This window comes from Sporosarcina highlanderae (assembly GCF_030433715.1).
GTDB classification, from domain to species: domain Bacteria; phylum Bacillota; class Bacilli; order Bacillales_A; family Planococcaceae; genus Sporosarcina; species Sporosarcina highlanderae.
In genome coordinates this window covers 209,598-227,546 of the sequence record NZ_JAROCC010000001.1, presented here as the reverse complement: position 1 = coordinate 227,546, position 17,949 = coordinate 209,598, and the positions used below count along the sequence as shown (strand labels likewise).

18 protein-coding genes and 1 riboswitch are annotated in these 17,949 nt (G+C 49.2%); of the genes, 17 read left to right on the top strand and 1 reads right to left on the bottom strand.

Annotation, left to right across the window (positions count from 1 at the left end; all coding sequences use genetic code 11):
- Window positions 1-28: 28 nt before the first annotated feature.
- A riboswitch (cobalamin riboswitch) is annotated at window positions 29-219 on the top strand.
- A 128-nt stretch (window positions 220-347) separates the two neighbouring features.
- From P5G49_RS00955 to P5G49_RS00895, 13 genes are all read left to right on the top strand, one after another.
- Window positions 348-1,319 (top strand): ABC transporter substrate-binding protein, encoded by a 972-nt coding sequence (locus P5G49_RS00955; protein ID WP_301241590.1) that lies wholly within the window; start codon window positions 348-350, stop codon window positions 1,317-1,319.
- On the top strand, window positions 1,312-2,304 hold the full coding sequence (locus P5G49_RS00950) for a FecCD family ABC transporter permease (RefSeq protein ID WP_301241589.1): 993 nt from the start codon (window positions 1,312-1,314) through the stop codon (window positions 2,302-2,304). The genes P5G49_RS00955 and P5G49_RS00950 overlap by 8 nt, the downstream gene beginning before the upstream one ends.
- Before the next feature lies 1 nt (window position 2,305).
- Entirely contained in the window at window positions 2,306-3,778 is a 1,473-nt protein-coding gene (locus tag P5G49_RS00945) for an adenosylcobinamide amidohydrolase (RefSeq protein WP_301241588.1), read from the top strand.
- Window positions 3,778-4,734, top strand: coding sequence for an adenosylcobinamide-phosphate synthase CbiB (cbiB, locus tag P5G49_RS00940; protein WP_301241587.1), 957 nt, complete (start codon window positions 3,778-3,780; stop codon window positions 4,732-4,734). Before P5G49_RS00945 ends, cbiB begins: the two co-directional genes overlap by 1 nt.
- Window positions 4,721-5,857 carry a threonine-phosphate decarboxylase CobD gene (gene cobD, locus P5G49_RS00935; protein WP_301241586.1) on the top strand — a complete coding sequence of 379 codons (1,137 nt, stop codon included), beginning with the start codon at window positions 4,721-4,723 and terminating at the stop codon, window positions 5,855-5,857. Before cbiB ends, cobD begins: the two co-directional genes overlap by 14 nt.
- A 228-nt stretch (window positions 5,858-6,085) precedes the next feature.
- Window positions 6,086-6,673 carry a bifunctional adenosylcobinamide kinase/adenosylcobinamide-phosphate guanylyltransferase gene (locus P5G49_RS00930; protein ID WP_301241585.1) on the top strand — a complete coding sequence of 196 codons (588 nt, stop codon included), beginning with the start codon at window positions 6,086-6,088 and terminating at the stop codon, window positions 6,671-6,673.
- Window positions 6,670-7,500 carry a cobyric acid synthase gene (locus tag P5G49_RS00925; RefSeq protein ID WP_301241584.1) on the top strand — a complete coding sequence of 277 codons (831 nt, stop codon included), beginning with the start codon at window positions 6,670-6,672 and terminating at the stop codon, window positions 7,498-7,500. The genes P5G49_RS00930 and P5G49_RS00925 overlap by 4 nt, the downstream gene beginning before the upstream one ends.
- Window positions 7,497-8,261 carry an adenosylcobinamide-GDP ribazoletransferase gene (gene cobS, locus P5G49_RS00920; RefSeq protein ID WP_301241583.1) on the top strand — a complete coding sequence of 255 codons (765 nt, stop codon included), beginning with the start codon at window positions 7,497-7,499 and terminating at the stop codon, window positions 8,259-8,261. The genes P5G49_RS00925 and cobS overlap by 4 nt, the downstream gene beginning before the upstream one ends.
- Complete coding sequence (locus P5G49_RS00915) at window positions 8,234-8,824, top strand: histidine phosphatase family protein (RefSeq protein WP_301241582.1); 591 nt, start codon at window positions 8,234-8,236, stop codon at window positions 8,822-8,824. The genes cobS and P5G49_RS00915 overlap by 28 nt, the downstream gene beginning before the upstream one ends.
- Window positions 8,776-9,168: a bifunctional adenosylcobinamide kinase/adenosylcobinamide-phosphate guanylyltransferase gene (locus P5G49_RS00910; protein WP_301241581.1), complete on the top strand. Its 393-nt coding sequence runs from the start codon at window positions 8,776-8,778 to the stop codon at window positions 9,166-9,168. The genes P5G49_RS00915 and P5G49_RS00910 overlap by 49 nt, the downstream gene beginning before the upstream one ends.
- 12 nt (window positions 9,169-9,180) lie before the next feature.
- Window positions 9,181-9,762: a cob(I)yrinic acid a,c-diamide adenosyltransferase gene (locus tag P5G49_RS00905; protein WP_301241580.1), complete on the top strand. Its 582-nt coding sequence runs from the start codon at window positions 9,181-9,183 to the stop codon at window positions 9,760-9,762.
- A 2-nt stretch (window positions 9,763-9,764) separates the two neighbouring features.
- Window positions 9,765-10,250: an ECF transporter S component gene (locus P5G49_RS00900; RefSeq protein ID WP_301241579.1), complete on the top strand. Its 486-nt coding sequence runs from the start codon at window positions 9,765-9,767 to the stop codon at window positions 10,248-10,250.
- Entirely contained in the window at window positions 10,247-10,954 is a 708-nt protein-coding gene (locus P5G49_RS00895) for a hypothetical protein (protein ID WP_301241578.1), read from the top strand. The genes P5G49_RS00900 and P5G49_RS00895 overlap by 4 nt, the downstream gene beginning before the upstream one ends.
- Window positions 10,955-10,966: 12 nt before the next feature.
- On the opposite strand, the gene P5G49_RS00890 is transcribed toward P5G49_RS00895, so the two are convergent.
- Window positions 10,967-11,908 (bottom strand): alpha/beta fold hydrolase, encoded by a 942-nt coding sequence (locus P5G49_RS00890; protein ID WP_301241577.1) that lies wholly within the window; start codon window positions 11,906-11,908, stop codon window positions 10,967-10,969.
- Between the two features lie 194 nt (window positions 11,909-12,102).
- Here P5G49_RS00890 and P5G49_RS00885 point away from each other — a divergent pair, with 194 nt between their 5' ends.
- The 4 genes from P5G49_RS00885 (at window position 12,103) to P5G49_RS00870 (ending at window position 17,860) form a co-directional block, all read left to right on the top strand.
- On the top strand, window positions 12,103-14,253 hold the full coding sequence (locus P5G49_RS00885) for a (Fe-S)-binding protein (protein WP_301241576.1): 2,151 nt from the start codon (window positions 12,103-12,105) through the stop codon (window positions 14,251-14,253).
- 204 nt (window positions 14,254-14,457) lie between these two features.
- Entirely contained in the window at window positions 14,458-15,651 is a 1,194-nt protein-coding gene (locus tag P5G49_RS00880; RefSeq protein WP_301241575.1) for an acetyl-CoA C-acetyltransferase, read from the top strand.
- 199 nt (window positions 15,652-15,850) lie between these two features.
- Complete coding sequence (locus P5G49_RS00875; protein ID WP_301241574.1) at window positions 15,851-16,702, top strand: 3-hydroxybutyryl-CoA dehydrogenase; 852 nt, start codon at window positions 15,851-15,853, stop codon at window positions 16,700-16,702.
- Window positions 16,703-16,723: 21 nt separating this feature from the next.
- Window positions 16,724-17,860 (top strand): acyl-CoA dehydrogenase, encoded by a 1,137-nt coding sequence (locus P5G49_RS00870; RefSeq protein ID WP_301241573.1) that lies wholly within the window; start codon window positions 16,724-16,726, stop codon window positions 17,858-17,860.
- Window positions 17,861-17,949 lie beyond the last annotated feature (89 nt).

Genomic DNA, 17,949 nt, shown 5'->3' with positions numbered 1-17,949 from the left:
TCTATAGTATAATAATCTCGTACACAATTACATAACCAAACATGAAGGTGCCCCGCCGTCAACGCCGGGGTTAAAAGGGAAGCCGGTTCAATGCCGGCGCGGTCCCGCCACTGTATGTGTTGAGCTTGCCGCAACAACGCCACTGGAAAAATTTCTGGGAAGGCGCGGCGAAGCGATTAAAACACGAGCCAGGAGACCTGCCTTCATGAGTCACCCGTACCCTACGAGGATAGGTTTGGTGGAAATCAGCGCGTTCGGTTTATCTACACGCCCGTATTTTTACTAAGCACATTCCTCCGTCCACAAAACGGGGGATTTTTATTTGGAACAAACAGGAGGAAATCAGAATGAAAAAGTTTTGGCAACTATGTCTAACAGCAATTTTAGCGACATTCCTGCTTGCAGCATGCGGCACGGACGACGCGAAGAAAGACGATAACCCAACAAATGGCTCGCAAACTGAACAAGCGGCTGACGCAACTTTCCCACTCAAATTGACCGACTCAGTCGGCAATGAAATCACACTTGATAAAGCACCTGAAACAATCGTATCCATGATGCCAAGCAACACTGAAATCCTATTCGCACTTGGCCTGAATGAAGAAATCGTTGGAGTTAGCGATTACGACGATTACCCTGCTGAAGCCCTTGAAAAAGAGAAAATCGGCGGAATGGAGTTCAACGTCGAGAAAATCGTGGCACTGAACCCGGACATTGTTTTTGCACATGAATCCGGCCTCGGCATGGGAGACGAAGGACTTCAACAAATCCGTGACGCAGGCATCAACGTATTCGTCGTGAAAAACGCAACCAACTTCGACGAAACATACGAAACGATCCAAACAATCGGAGAAGCGACGGGCAAGGCAGATGAAGCAGAAAAAATCATCGAAAATATGAAGGCAAAAGTGGCAGAAGTAATCGCGAAAACAGACAAAGTCAAAGCTAAGAACATGAAACGCGTATTCATTGAAACTTCCGATGCACCTGAAATCTACGCGCCAGGTAAAAACACATTCATGCAAGAAATCCTTGAAATGCTCAGTGCCGAAAACGTCATCACAGAGGAAGGCTGGGTCATGATCAGCCCTGAAGAAATCGTCAGCCAAAACCCTGACGTCATCCTTGTCATGTACAGCTATGTGCCGGATATCGTTGAAAGCGTGAAAAACCGTGCCGGATTCGCTAGTATCACGGCAGTCAAAGAAGACGCTGTCGTCCAAGTCGACGAAAACAAAACGAGCCGTACAGGCCCACGCCTCGCGGAAGGACTGGAAGAAATAGCGAAAGCGATCTATCCAGAGCTTTTCGGTGAATAAAGCAACAATAGCCTACATCGTGTCCGCCGCCACACTCATAGTGGCGGTTTGGCTCGGTGTCTCGATTGGAACCGTTAAAATTCCGATCCAAACGTTTTGGGACTCGACGGACACAACAGCTTCGAATATCCTTTGGAAAATCCGCATGCCCCGCGTCATCTTGGCCGGGCTCGTCGGCGCGTCGCTCGCAATCGCAGGAGCCGCCTTCCAAGGATTACTGAAAAATCCGCTTGCTGACCCATACACCCTCGGAGTGTCGTCCGGCGCCTCTGTCGGTGCCGTCATGACACTCTTTTTCGGTTTATCGATCCCAATCTTAGGCCCATACACACTTCCGGTATTCAGCATGGCAGGCGCCGCCTTGACAATGTTCCTCGTCATCGGCTTCGCAAAACTTGTCGACCGCTCAATGAAAATGGAAACGATCATTCTAACCGGAATCATCTTCGGTTCATTTTTAGGCTCCGTCCTGTCGCTCATGATCGCGCTCACAGGTGAAGAACTCCGTCAAATCATCGGTTGGCTCCTTGGCAGCGTATCGATGCGAAGCTGGAATTACATTCTCATGGTGTTGCCGTTCGTCGTTATCGGCTCCTTCATTCTTTGGCTCAACCGCAGGGAATTGAACGCAATGCTATTCGGGGAAGAACGCGCCCATCACTTAGGCGTCAACGTCAAACGCCGGAAATTCATGATCCTGATTGGCGGCTCCGTACTCACAGGCTCAGCGGTCGCCGTTTCCGGAACGATCGGCTTCGTCGGCCTCGTCGTACCACATATGACACGACTCATGTGGGGCTCCGATCACCGGCACTTGCTAACATTATCGTTCATGAACGGTGCTTCACTATTAATCATCTGCGACCTGATTGCACGAACGATCATCTCGCCAACGGAACTGCCGGTCGGCGTCATCACTGCATTCATCGGCGCGCCGGTGTTCGCATACATCTTCTACAGACAGAGAAGGAAAGGGGCCATGTAACATGCTGAAAGTCGACAACCTCTCAGGAGGCTACGGCAAAGAGCCAATCGTCAAAAACATCTCATTCTCTGTGGAAAAAGGGGAAGTTTTAGGGATCCTTGGACCGAACGGCAGCGGGAAATCGACACTTCTTAAAATCATTTCAGGCATCTTGCCGAAACTTGAAGGCACAGTCGAGATTGATGGGAAGGATTCCGCAGTTTATTCCCAAAAACAATTCGCAAGAAAGGTCGCGGTCCTTCCGCAACTCCATGCGCATGCGTTTTCCCATTCAGTGAAAGACACCGTCGCACTTGGCAGATACCCGCACCAATCCGGGCTTTTCTCATCTTGGTCGAATGAGGACGAGCGTGCCGTAAACGAAGCGCTTGCCTATACAGGCGTCACCCGTTACAGTGACACGCCGATCGAACTTCTTTCAGGTGGCGAGCAGCAACGCGTTTTCGTTGCGCAGGCACTCGCGCAGGAAGCACCGATCCTTCTGTTGGATGAACCGACGAACCACCTTGATATCGCGCATCAGCAACAATTATTGGACACAATCCGCAAGCAGAAAAACGAAAAAGGCGTCACCGTCGTCTCCGTCTTCCACGACATCAACCTTGCCTCGCTCTATTGCGACCGGTTGCTCCTCATGGAAAATGGCCGGATTGCGACAATCGGCGACCCGAAGGATGTCATCCAAGAAACGACAATCGGCACTGTATATAACGCTCGCGTAAAAACACAGCCACACCCTGAACTGCCAAAGCCACAGATGACACTCCTCCCTGATACAAAGGAGGAAGAAAAACCGTTCACTGTCAATAAACAGCAATTCACCGTCTCAGCGGATCATGTTTCATTCAAAGTCGATCAACCGTTGAAAACGATCTCATCCGCCGTCACGAACCCAGGAATGGGCTGGTACCGCGCATTCGTCAACCGCCACGTCGACGCCAACTACAACGCCGATGACGTCAAAGCGGAAATGGCGGACTATCTTGGAAAACGCGGCTACCACCTCACCGACACCGTCGGCATGATGACCGCCGTCACGACCGAACACGCAGAAATCGGCGAATACAAAGGCGAATTTGGATCCGTCCTTATCATGGTCACTGCCGGTGTAGGCAACGCCGTCGATGTCTCGGAATCCCTAACGCGAGACCGGGAACAGCGCATCGGCACCATCAACACATGGGTCATCGTCAACGGGCATCTGCCCGACGAAGCGTTCATCCAAGCGATGATCACCGCAACCGAGGCGAAAACGAAAGCCCTTCAAACCGAAGACATAAAAGACCCGCTCACAGGCACAATCGCGACAGGCACGTCGACCGACAGCCTGCTCATCGCAGCGACCCAGGAAGGAGAACACCTGCCGTACGCGGGACCGATCACTCCACTCGGCAAACTGATTGGCCACGGCGTTTATGACAGTACTGTACGCGCGGTTCAGGCCTATAAAAAAGCGAAAGTATGGCCCTCATAATGCAAGCTCATTTTGTTGCAATCGCGTTAGGGTTCGTCCTTGACCGCTTAATCGGAGATCCCCCGAACTGGCCACATCCTGTCCGATGGATCGGCACATTCATCTCGAAGCTCACCGCGGCCCTCAACAAAGGACGCGCCCGCGTACTAAAAGGCGCGGGAATGCTGTTCATTATAATTTTCATCGTAACAGCGATCGTGATTGCCGTAATTGGCATCGCCTACCAATTACATATCGTATTCGGAATAATCGTCGAAGCCATCTTGATCGCTATCGGCCTAGCCCAAAAAAGTTTGAAGGATGCCGCACTTGAAGTGTACGCGCCGCTTGAAGCAGGGGACATGGATGAAGCAAGGAAGAAGCTTTCGTGGATTGTCGGCCGCGACACCGATAAATTAAAAGAGCCCGGCATCGCCCGCGGTGCAATCGAAACCGTATCCGAAAACACTTCTGACGGCGTGACGGCGCCATTATTTTGGGCGTTTTTATTTGGTGCCCCTGGCTTATGGATGTATAAAGCCGTCAACACGCTCGATTCGATGATCGGCTACAAAGATGAGCGTTACCGTGATTTCGGCAAGTTTTCCGCGCTCACGGATGACGTCTTGAACTTCATTCCCGCAAGGATCACCGGATTGCTCATCTTGTTAGTGTCGCCGAACGAAGGTGGAATCCCGCTTAGAAAACGATTGGTCGGTTGGAGCAAAGACGCTCGATGTCATCCAAGCCCGAACAGCGGATTTTTGGAAGCGGCAACCGCATGGCAGTTAGGTGTCAAATTAGGCGGAAAAAGTACATACCGTGGAGTTGTCTCCGAACGCCCGGAAATCGGGCCTGGACAAAACCCATTGAAAGCTGCACATATCAAATCCGCAATAAGGCAGATGCACGCAGCATCGTTCGCATTTTGGATAATCTTTACCATCATTGGAGTGATCTTCTATGCAATTGCCTGAAAAAGGGACGAATCGTGAACCGGAATCCGGCGTGGTTACGAGCCATTTGCCTGAACACGGGGCAAACCCCCGCCGCGTCTATGAAAAGTTAGGGATGGAAGCCCCTGCCGAACTAATCGATTTCAGCGAAAACTGCAATCCCTCGGGACCTCCAGCGGCTGTCCTTGAACTCTGGCCGAAACTCATTTCACGACTAAATGGATACCCCGACCCATCCGGCGAACCGTTCCTGTCGGTAGCCGCGAATTACCACGGCATCGAGGTTTCATCAGTAATCGCAGGCAACGGTGCAGCCGAATTATTATCGCTCATCGCAGAACGCTATCGCGGCAAGCGGGCAATTGTCGTCCATCCAACATTTTCGGAATATGAAACGACATTGCAAGCGAAAGGAGTGGAAATCGTTCGGCTTATTGCTTCCGAAGAAGACGGTTTCAAGTTGCCACAGGAAGCAATTTTGGACTCACTCCCGTCCGCATCCGCCATATATTTATGCACCCCAAATAATCCAACAGGAATCCTACCCGAGCGCGCGGATTTGCTCTCGATCATACATAAGGCGGGCGAAGTAGGTTGTGAAGTCGTCCTTGATGAAGCCTTCATTGACTTCATCGATGAAGGCAAGTCGTTCATCCCTCAGGTAAAGGAATTTCCACACGTCATCGTTGTCCGCTCGATGACGAAAATGTATGCGATTCCAGGAATCCGGCTCGGTTACGCAGTGGCACATCCAGACGTGATCGCATCACTGAAATCGCAAGTGCCACATTGGAATGTCAACGGAATGGCAGCCGCAATCGGTGCAGTCTGCCTCGAACAAGAAGCCTATCGCGAAGCGGCAATTCGCCATGCCAAGGAAGAACGGGAGAAAATGACAGTATTCCTAAAACAGCATGGCTGCATAGTGATTGATTCAGTAGCCAATTTCCTTTCATTCAAGCCGCTGAACGCTGGAAAGCTATACACCGACATGCTCAAGCAAGGCATCGTCCTCCGCCACTCTGAAAACTTCCACGGAATGGACGGCCACTATCTTCGAATCGGCATGAAAAGCAGTGAGGAAATGGAAAAGCTACGTGGCAAACTTGTAGAGTGGTTTGAAAACGAACTGGATCGCGCATAAACAACTTACCAGCGCCTAAAATTGTCCTCTCGCGCTCAAGAAACCGCCCAGCGCGCTCAAGAAAGGGAATCCGCGCTCAAGAACCCGTCCCGCGCGCTCAAGAATGAGGATTCGCGCTCAAGAAACCGCCCAGCGCGCTCAAGAAAGGGAATCCGCGCTCAAGAAATCACCTTGCGCGCTCAACGAAGTCGAACGTGATAAATCAAACAGAATGGTGGTCCAAAAAACGTGTGCGGAAAACTAACATTTATCAGTGGCGGTGTCCGCAGCGGAAAAAGCGCATACGCGGAAGCCATGCTCGTCAAAGGGGCAACCACTGCGAAAGGCAGACTCATCTACATCGCATCCGGCCGACCGGTCGATGACGAGATGCAGCACCGAATAGAAAAGCATAAACAGGATCGCGCAGAACAAGCATGGATAACAATCGAGCAACCGACAAACCTGTACGAGGTTCTGCCATTCATTCAACAAAACGATTTTGTCCTATGGGATTGTCTCACGACTTGGCTTGCGAATGAATTGTACACCGAACACGACGGCCGGTTTTGTATCCAACTTGACGGATGCATGGAAAAAAAGGCAAAGCAAATGCTTGGAACAGTGGACCTAATCCGCAGTAAATCAGCTCATCTCGTCATCGTTTCGAACGAGGTACTTGACGAATTCCCATCCACTTACGATGAAACAAGGAAATACAGCGAATGGATCGGAAGGCTGCACCAAAAGCTTGTCGCCTTGAGCGATAACGCCGTCGAGATGGACTACGGTCTGCCGCAGTACTGGAAACGGGAAGGGGAAGTGGTTGTGCGATGAAAGGAATCATGGTGATGGGAACAGCGTCGGACGTAGGGAAAACGATGATCTGCACAGCATTATGCAGGCTGCTTTCAGACGAGGGAATGCGGGTGGCCCCATTCAAATCGCAAAACATGTCGCGATTCTCCGCAATAGCACTAAGTGGCGAAGAGATGAGCCGAGCGCAATACTTGCAGGCTGAAGCAGCACGTACCACGCCAATCATTGAGATGAACCCGATCCTGATCAAGCCGGTTGGAAGCATGAAATCGGACGTCCTGTTTTTCGGCGAGACATTCAACGCAGTCGACGGATTCGCCTATCGCGAACAATTTTTCTCGAAAGCAATTGAAGCAATCCGCACATCGCTCGACCGGATCTCAAAGAAATTCGAAGTTGTCGTAATTGAAGGGGCGGGAAGTCCCGCCGAAGTGAATTTGAACGACCGAGAAATCGTCAATATGCGGGTCGCCGATATGGCGGACGTGCCGGTTTTACTCGTTGCAGATATCGACCGCGGCGGCGCAATCGCTTCGATTGTCGGTACGCTTCAGTTGTTGACGACGGAGCATCGATCACGGGTGAAAGGAATTCTGATTAATAAATTCCATGGTGACGTCTCGCTGTTCCAGGAAGGCATCGATTTTATTGAAACTTACACCGGCATTCGTGTCGTCGGGGTCATTCCGCATATGATGAACCATGGGATTGAAGAGGAAGATGCAGATCGCCCGCTTCCGAACGCACCTACCGGAGTCGATATTTACGACGAGTGGGTGAAGCATGTGAAGGCGCATCTCGATTGGCCGTTTCTGCTATCGGTCATCAAGGAGTCCGACCGATGAACGGGCTCTTACTCGGGCTCCAATTTTTCACGTCAATTCCCGTACGCAAAGAGCTGCCGATGGAGACGAAAGACGTAACGAGAATGTATATCGCGCTGCCGTTCATCGGAGGGCTCATTGGCCTCGCGATGTTTGCCGTTGCGGTTTTATTCACAGATGCAATCGGGACGGGACCGTTACTTGCTGCGGTATTTGTCGTCCTGACTGGCATTGCGCTAACAGGCGGTCTCCACCTCGATGGATTCGCGGATGTGGGCGATGCGTTTTTTTCGTATCGCGACCGGGAAAAGCGACTGGAAATACTGGACGATCCGCGTATCGGCGCGTTTGGGACAATGGCAATCGTGTTGCTGATACTCGTGAAAATTGCATTATTCCATGAGCTTTTGCTACGTCATACGGAATGGCTGCCATTATTCCTTGCTGTTCCAATCCTATCGCGGGTGGGCATGAATAGTTACTTTATTACGACGCGCCCGGCGAAGGAGAAGGGAATTGCGCATTTTTTCATAGGGAAACTGTTGAAGGGAAAACTGATCGGCTGGTCGATTTTTTTAGGGACAGCAGCTTTAACGGGACTTGGATTATGGCTTGATTCAATCACCTTGCCTGTAACACTTGGCCTCGTTTTGGTAGCTGGACTGTTTTTATTCAGAAGGTGGTCATTAAATAATTTCGGTGGCGTTTCGGGTGATCTATGCGGGGCGTTCATCGAAGGGATGGAGGCGCTGTTATGGCTCGCAATCATCATTTGTATTTGATTCGCCATTTAGCGACCGCCGGGAATCGGGAGCGAAAATATATAGGATGGACGGATGAACCGATTGAAAAGGGTTCAGATGTGTTTTGGAATTTATCAAAAACCGAAATTGTGCACGGGAGCGATCTGCTCCGGGCGAAGGAAACAGCTGCATTGCTCTTTCCTGCCGCAGTCTACCAGGCAGATGAAAGATTTCGTGAATGCAATTTTGGTGATTTTGAAGGGAAAACATACGCCGACCTTGAAATGGATAGGGACTACCGCAATTGGTTGGATGATATGGAAACACGCGCACCACGCGGCGGGGAAAGCATGTCGGATGTTGAGCGGCGCGTACTTGAAGCGCTTATTGAATTGCCAAATGGCGCCGTTGTCGTCACTCACGGAGGTCCAATCCGAATTGCGATGGCAAGGTATTCGCCAATTCCATCTGATTTCTGGTCATGGCAAATTCCCCATGGATCTGCTTGGAAATTCGAGTGGGTAACGTATGACAAGATGAAGGAGGGTGGACGATGCGTGTCATTATCGGGGGTGCCCATAACGGGAAAAGGGACTACGTGAAAAGGATACTTGTGGATGTCCCGCATCATTGGGTCGATTGTTCCGTTGGTGAGTTGGAAATTCCGTCAGATGGGAAGGTGGTCGTCGATCGAATCGAGCAGTGGCTTGCGCAGACAGAACTGCCCGAAGCGGACGCGGTGGAATTCATTTTGAAATCTATCGAAGACAGGGATGTCATTTTCATCTTAACCGATGTCGGACGAGGAATCGTACCGATGGATGCTAAACAAAGGGCGCTTCGGGATGCATGCGGGCGGCTCTATCAGCAGTTGATCGCGCAAGCGGATGAAGTGACGAGGATTTGGTACGGATTGCCACAAACATTGAAGAAAATTAAAGAATAGGGGAGAAATCAGATGAAAATCTACACGAAAACGGGAGATAAAGGGAAAACGAGCCTGATCGGAGGGCGTGTCGACAAGGATAGCCTTCGCGTTGAAGCATATGGAACGATAGACGAACTGAACTCATTCATCGGCAAGGCGATGACGGAACTTGATGGTGAAAAGTTCGCAGATCTGCTTGAGGATTTGGAGGCAATCCAGAATGAATTATTCGATGGCGGCGGGGATTTGGCGAACGTCATGAAAGAGCGTCACTATAAGTTATCCGACGAGCCGATCGAGGTATTGGAAAAGCGGATCGATGCGTTGATGGAAGAAGCACCGCCGCTTGAGAAATTCATCCTCCCTGGCGGATCGCCTGCAGCTGCGACGCTACATATCGCTCGCACAGTGACACGCCGAGCAGAGCGGGTGACGGTGACATTGATGAAAGCAGAGGAGGATGTGCCGGGTACAGTCCAACGGTATTTGAACCGCTTGTCCGACTATCTATTCGTAGCTGCCCGAATCGTCAATTCGCGCCTTGGCGTTCCCGATAATGAATACGTACGCAGTGCGAAAGTGTTCCGTACAGGTAAAAAGAAAGAGGATTGAAAATGAAAGTAAGAAAGTTGACAGTAACCGCTTTATTCGCGGCGCTTTGCGCGGTAGGCGGATTCATCAAAATCCCGTCCGGCGTCGGCTCCCTGGCGCTTGATACGGTTCCGGCGCTGCTCTCAGCATCCTTTTTGCCTCCGGTTTTCGTCGGGTTCGCATCAATGACGGGGCATATCGCGTCCGCGATGTACGCGGGTTTTCCGCTCGGCCCATTCCATATCCTGATTGCACTTGAGATGTTCGTCATCCTTTATGTTTTTGCGCGCCTTCATAAAGCGGGTAGACATTCATGGAAGTGGATTTTCTTCACAATTGCGAACGGGTTGCTTGCGCCGCTGCCATTTTATTTCCTTGTATCGCCTGCGTTCTTCGTCGGCGCAGTTCCTGCGATTTTAGTAGCGACTGTTTTGAACGCAGTCGTGGCGGCGGTCGTCATGCCGGCGTTGTCGAAAGCGGCTGACGGTAGATTGGGACTCGTCCGATGAGGAATGCAATCGAGCTTGGCGATGGCTTTGTCGTGACAACCGACAACTCGGGCGGCATCGGGGAGAAAACCCATGATATAGTGGCGGTTCCGGATCGGGTGACCGCGTACTTTGCTGCCCGTGTCGTTTTGCTTGAGCAATGGGCGGTGCAGGCGAATCCAGTCTCTGTCCTCATTCATAATTTTACTGGTTCGGACAGCTGGGGCGCTTATGTAGCAGGAGTGGAGGATGTTTTCCGGGAAGCGAACATGGAAATCCCCGTCATCACAGGCAGCACGGAAACGAATATGCAGCTCATGCAATCGGCCGTAGCGGTTACGATGATCGGGAAGAAGCGGGAGGTTCCTGTTGAAACTGACTGCGCATGGTTTGTGTACGGCGCGCCGCTCGTCGGGAATGAAGTGCTTGATAGGCGTGAAGAAATCGCTTCGTTGCGGATGATCAAGGAAGCGATGGACAGCGGGTTAATTCAAAAAATCTGGCCGGTCGGATCAAAAGGGATCCTTGCGGAATATAGAAGGTTGAAAGAGGATCTGCAGGTCGAGATCGAAACCGAAACCGATGTTGATATTCATTCATCGGCAGGTCCTTCAACGTCAGTACTCCTTGGGATTAACGTCCATAACGTCGAAAAAGCCCGCCAAATGATTGGCGGACCCATTTATAAGATAAATGAAATTGACGGCTTCCGGAATGATACGTGACCGGGAGCTTTTTTATGTCGGGAGTTCTACTGCTTCAAATAGTTCTTGAATGGTATGAATGACCAGCTCGGGATTTTCCAAATGGATGGAGTGACTATTATCTGTTTGGATTTGTTTTGTGTTATTTGATAAATTGCATAGGAGTTCTTGGTGTTCAATCCAAGTGGGATCGCTATTATTTGAGCTTATTATCCTGATCGGCAAGTCCGGTCGCAGCGGTTTAGAAGTAGCAACTTGCTTTGCAGATTGCTCACTGTACAGGAATTCTTTATAAACCGCTTCGAATGCGTTTGGATGATACCCGATATAGTCAGCTTGCTTTTGAAATGAACTCGGTAAGTATTTTCTACCGACTGGTTGCTTTAATAGTCTAGGTAGCCCCACCCCGGAAGTGATGTATCCTAATCTAAATAACTTCATGTTTTTCTGATGGCCTTTTTTACGGAATTCATCCCATTCGTTGCTTAAATACCTCTTTTCATGGACTGCATCAACAAGGACTAACGCCTCCACTTGATCGGGATACTTACTTGCAAACAAACGCATGTTTAATCCGCCGAATGAATGTCCGACAAGGATATAAGGTGGTTCGATTGCCAATTTCTCTAACACGCGTAGTAAGTCATCGACGACTTCCTCGCTTGTATTCGTGCCTTTTGAAGGTGAGCTCCAGCCGTAACCTGCCCGATCAAACGAAAGTACTCTTGCAAATTTGGATAGTTCAGGTTGAATGTAGTACCAGTCAATCGAGCAGCAACTTAATCCCGCATCAAGTATGACAGTAGGTTTTGAGTCGTTGTTTCCAGAGACAATCGTATGGATATTCCTGCTGTTCACCTCAACCAATTGCCCTAATTCTTTAACCTTCTTTTTTTGATTGATAAGCCTATTTATTAATGTGAATGGAAAGCCGATGACTGACAAAGTATTTTTGACAAGACTGTCTGTATTCATTTCCAACCTCCTCTATCCTCCGTTAATTAATAATACCATGAATAATAAATGCTTTGAAAATTATCCCTAAATAAAAATATCCATTGACTGAATGCTCATTCATATCTTAGACTATAAAATAGAACATCGACATTACATCTGTTTTCTACTACACTATTCATAAAGTTTAATGTTATCGGAAGGAGAGGGAATGAATGAATGCATTATTAGTGGCTAATTGGATCTTATTCCTTGCAGTTGTTGCTTATGCGCTTGCATTATTCACGCATTTGATTACGTCACGCACGCAGTTCATTAAACTTGGGCGAAAAGAAGAGTTCGATAGTAATGTTTCGCGACGACTCCATGCGATTTGGGTCAACGTGTTTGGTCAGAAAAAACTAATGAAGGATAAGAAAAGTGGTACGATCCACGTCATGTTCTTCTATGGATTCCTACTTGTCCAATTCGGGGCGATCGACCTGATTTGGAAGGGCTTGAAGCCTGGGTCGCACTTACCGTTTGGACCGATTTATGGTGGATTTACATTCTTCCAGGAAATCGTAGTTGCAGTCATTTTGGTCGCAGTAATTTGGGCATTCCATCGCCGCTATGTTGAGAAGCTTGTCCGCTTGAAGCGCGGCTGGAAATCGGGCCTTGTCCTGATCTTCATCGGCACACTCATGCTTTCGACGCTCATCGCAAACGGGGCAAACATGGTTTGGCTTGGGCATGGAACGACTTGGACGGAGCCAATGGCATCTGCAATTGCAAGCGTTTTCAGCTTTATGAGCCCGACTGCGGCTGCAGTTGTGTTCTTCATCGCATGGTGGATTCACTTAATCACATTACTCACGTTCCTAGTGTACGTTCCTCAATCGAAGCACGCGCACTTGATCGCAGGTCCGATCAATACGTATATGATGCGTTTTGATCGTAGAGGGAAACTTTCACCAATCGACTTCGAAGCGCTTGAAGAGGCTGAAGACGAAGATGATATGCCAGCACTTGGAGTTGGCAAAATCACCGACTTTACACAAAAGCAGATGATCGACTTTTACGCTTGTGTAGAATGCGGCCGCTGTACGAATATGTGTCCAGCTACAGGGACGGGCAAAATGCTGTCACCAATGGATTTGATTACAAAACTTCGCGATAACCTGACGAATACAGGTGCGCTCGTTACGAAAAAACAACCGTGGGTCCCGGCTCCGATGTTCAAGCACACGAAAGGGAACCAAATCGCGCTTGCTGCCGGATTGGAAGGCGCGACGCTTGACGACATCTACAACCCATCCCTTATCGGTGACGTCATCACGGAAGAGGAAATCTGGGCATGTACGACTTGCCGTAACTGTGAGGACCAATGTCCAGTTATGAACGAGCACGTCGACAAAATCATCGACCTTCGCCGTTATCTTGTCATGACGGAAGGGAAGATGGACGCAGATGCACAGCGTGCGATGACAAACATCGAGCGCCAAGGGAATCCGTGGGGCCTCAACCGTAAAGAGAAGGAAAACTGGCGCGACATGCGTCCGGATCTTCATATTCCGACAGTGAAGGAAATGAAGAGAGCGGATGAAGAGTTCGAGTATCTCTTCTGGGTAGGCGCGATGGGTGCGTTCGATAACCGTTCTCAAAAAATCGCACTCGCTTTCGCACATCTAATGAACGAAGCGGGTGTCAAATTCGCAATCCTTGGGAATAAAGAGAAGAACTCCGGTGACACACCGCGTCGTCTTGGGAATGAATTCCTATTCCAAGAGCTTGCGACAGGCAACATCGATGAATTCGAAAAAGCGGGCGTCAAGAAGATTGTCACAATCGACCCGCATGCATACAATATTTTTAAGAACGAATACCCGGATTTCGGCTTCAAAGCGGAAGTCCTCCACCACACTGAAATGCTGTATGACCTTGTCATGGCAGGGAAGTTGAAACCGGTGCATCCAATCAATGAAACAATTACCTTCCATGATTCATGCTACCTCGGCCGATACAATGACGTTTACGATGCGCCGCGAGAAATCCTCAAAGCGATTCCAGGCGTCAACCTTGTCGAGATGAAACGTAACCGCCAAGACGGCATGTGCTGTGGAGCGGGCGGCGGACTTATGTGGATGGAAGAAGATACAGGCCACCGCATTAACGTAGCGCGTACTGAACAAGCAATGGAAGTAAGTCCTGGAATTATTTCTTCCGGATGTCCGTACTGCTTGACGATGCTATCCGACGGAACGAAAGCAATCGAAGTGGAAGATAAAGTCGGAACTTATGACATTGCTGAGCTTCTTGAAAAATCCATTTTCGGCGAGGACTTCCAACCTGCTGGTGTTGGGGAAGAAGAACAGCTTTTGCAGTAAACCTTCTGAATTTGGGATATTGCAACAATTAAAAATGAACGGTATAATTAAGAAAATTGAAAGCTTAGAGAATACCAAGTTACTGGAAAATGATAGGGAGTCTTCGTACTCCCTATTTTTTCGAACTAATTACCGAGCGAGCGTTCAGTCATCCTTGTTTGCTCAAAAATGAAAACGTTATCATTTGAAATGGGGGAGAAGGAAATGAATCGAACAGTCATTATTGATGGGGCACGTACTCCATTCGGGAAATTTGGCGGAGCTTTATCCAGTCAAACAGCAAGCGATCTTGGCGCAATTGCCATCAAGGAAGCATTGAAACGGGCGGATGTGAAGGCGGAAGATATCGACGAAGTGATTCTTGGAACGGTGTTGCAAGCGGGTCAAGGGCAGATCCCATCCAGACAGGCAGCGACAAAAGCAGGTATTCCTTGGTCAGTTAAAACGGAAACCATCAATAAAGTCTGTGCCTCTGGAATGCGAAGCGTCACATTAGGTGACCAGCTCATCCGACTTGGCGACGAAGAAGTGATCGTGGCGGGCGGTATGGAATCAATGTCCAATGCGCCTTACTACTTACCGAAAGGCCGCTTCGGATTGAAAATGGGCGACACGCAATTGGTCGACGGCATGATCTACGACGGTCTATCTTGTTCATTTTCCCCAGACCGTGTTCATATGGGGACGTACGGAAACAAGACGGCAGATTCATTTTCATTAACACGTGAAATGCAGGACGAATGGTCATTGAGAAGCCATGAACGCGCGATTGCAGCAATCGACGGTGGGAAACTCTCTGAAGAAATCGTAGCTGTTGAAATCCCGCAGCGTAAAGGGGATCCGGTAAAAGTGGATGCAGACGAAGCACCTCGCCGAGATACTTCGCTTGAGACGTTAGCAAAATTACGACCAGCTTTCGGAAAAGACGGCACCATTACAGCCGGCAACGCGCCTGGCGTCAATGACGGCGCATGCGCACTTGTCCTGATGAATGAAGAGCGTGCTAAGAAAGAAGGCAAAAAGCCATTAGCGACAATCCTTGGCCACGCCGAAGTCGCAATCGAGCCGGAAAACTTCCCACAAACGCCAGGACTCGTCATCAATGAATTGCTTAAGAAAACAGGAAAAGACCTGAAAGACATCGATCTCTTTGAAATAAACGAAGCATTTGCAGCAGTCGCTCTCGCAAGCGCTCAGATTGCAGAGCTTGATCCGGAAAAAGTGAATGTAAACGGAGGAGCAGTCGCACTGGGCCATCCAATCGGCGCAAGCGGAGCGCGTATTATCCTGACACTTGCCTATGAACTAAAGCGCCGTGGCGGCGGAATCGGAATCGCCGCAATCTGCTCAGGCGGCGGGCAAGGCGATGCAATTATGATCGAAGTGGCGAAAGAGTAATTTTTTCCGGAGTTTTCCGGAGTTTTCCGGAGTTTTTTCGGTACCTGTGCAACACACAATTCAACACAATTCGCGTTATCGTATAAATATGCAATAGTATGCGATTAGGTATTAATAATTCTGCATTTTTATACAATTGTAGTGAATGAACTAAATAGTGTGCTGCACAGGTACCTTCATAGAGACGGAGGTATAGATTATGGAAATCAAAAAAGTGATGGTCATCGGAGCTGGACAAATGGGTGGAGGAATCGCCCAAGTGTGTGCGCAAGCCGGCTTTGACGTCAAATTGAATGATATCAAAGAAGAATCATTCGTGAAGGGGCTTGCCGTTATTACGAAAAACCTATCCCGCAATGTCGAAAAAGGGCGCATGACGGAAGACGAAAAGAATGCAGTCCTTGGCCGCATTACGAAATCGCTCGACCTTCAAGACGCATCTGACGTCGACATCGTCATCGAAGCAGCAGTCGAAAATATGGATATAAAGAAATCGATTTTCAAACACCTTGATGGCATTGCACCAGCACATGCAATTCTTGCGACAAACACTTCATCGTTACCAATTACGGAAATCGCGGCAGTGACAAATCGCCCCGAAAGCGTAATTGGCATGCACTACATGAACCCGGTTCCTGTTATGAAGCTTGTTGAAATCATTCGCGGCCTTGCGACTTCAGACGAAGTGTACCAAGCGGTCGAAGACATGACTCGTAAACTTTCAAAAACACCAGTAGAAGTGAACGACTTCCCGGGATTCGTCGCAAACCGCGTGCTCATGCCGATGATCAACGAAGCAATCTATACTTTGTACGAGGGTGTTGCTTCAAAAGAGGCGATTGACGAGGTAATGAAGTTAGGTATGAACCATCCGATGGGACCACTTCAACTCGCAGATTTCATCGGTCTCGACACTTGCCTATACATCATGGAAACGCTTCATGAAGGATTTGGCGACTCGAAATACCGACCATGTCCATTATTAAGAAAGTATGTCAACGCAGGCTGGTTAGGTAAAAAATCCGGCCGCGGGTTCTATGATTATTCTTAAGTTGAAAAGGAGTTAATTCCAATGGATTTACATTTCACCGAAGAACAGCAGATGATGCGTACCATGGTTCGGGACTTTGCGAAATCGGAAATCGAGCCTTTCATTCCACGCATGGAAGCCGGAGAATTCCCTCGTGAAATCCTGACGAAAATGGGCGAACTTGGCCTAATGGGCATCACCGTCCCTGAAAAATACGGCGGTTCGGAAATGGACTTCGTTTCCTATATCATCGCCATCCATGAACTGTCGAAAGTGAGTGCGGTCATCGGCGTCATCCTTTCCGTCCATACATCGGTCGGCACGAGCCCGATCATCTATTTCGGAAATGAAGCGCAAAAAGACCGTTACTTACCGAAAATGGCGACCGGCGAATACCTTGGCGCTTTCTGCCTAACAGAGCCAAGCGCAGGATCGGACGCTGGATCACTCAAAACAAAAGCCGTGAAAAAAGATGATCATTACGTACTCAACGGCTCGAAAGTCTTCATCACAAACGGTGGGGAAGCTGACGTCTACATCGTCTTCGCTTCAACCGATCCATCGAAGGGGACATACGGAATCACCGCCTTCATCGTCGATAAGAACACACCTGGACTCATCATCGGTAAAGACGAGCAAAAGATGGGTCTTCATGGATCACGAACTGTGCAGCTTACATTCGAAGACATGAAAGTTCCTGTCGAAAACATTTTAGGTGCAGAGGGTGAAGGCTTCAAAATCGCTATGGCGAACCTTGATGTCGGCAGAATCGGCATCGCAGCACAAGCCCTCGGTATCGGCGAAGCAGCTCTTGAAGCGGCAACCGCCTATGCAAAGGAACGCGTCCAATTCGGAAAACCGATTGCCGCCAATCAAGGCGTCGGCTTCAAATTGGCCGACATGGCAACGGCTTCTGAAGCGGCAAGGCTTCTTGTCTACCGCGCTGCCCAACTGCAGGCAGAAGGGAAGTCGTGCGGAAAAGAGGCCTCCATGGCAAAACTCTTCGCATCCCAAACCGCGATGGATAACGCCATCGAAGCGGTTCAAATTTTCGGCGGCTACGGCTACACCGAGGACTACCCGGTAGAACGCTATTTCCGCGATGCCAAAGTAACCCAAATCTACGAAGGCACAAGCGAAATCCAGCGCATCGTTATAAACAAGCACTTGACGAAATAGTCTTTTCGGAATCTTTTTGGTGCCTGTGTGAGACGCAATCGTGACAATTCACTATTTTTGCATGAATATAGAATGAAAATCAATATTTT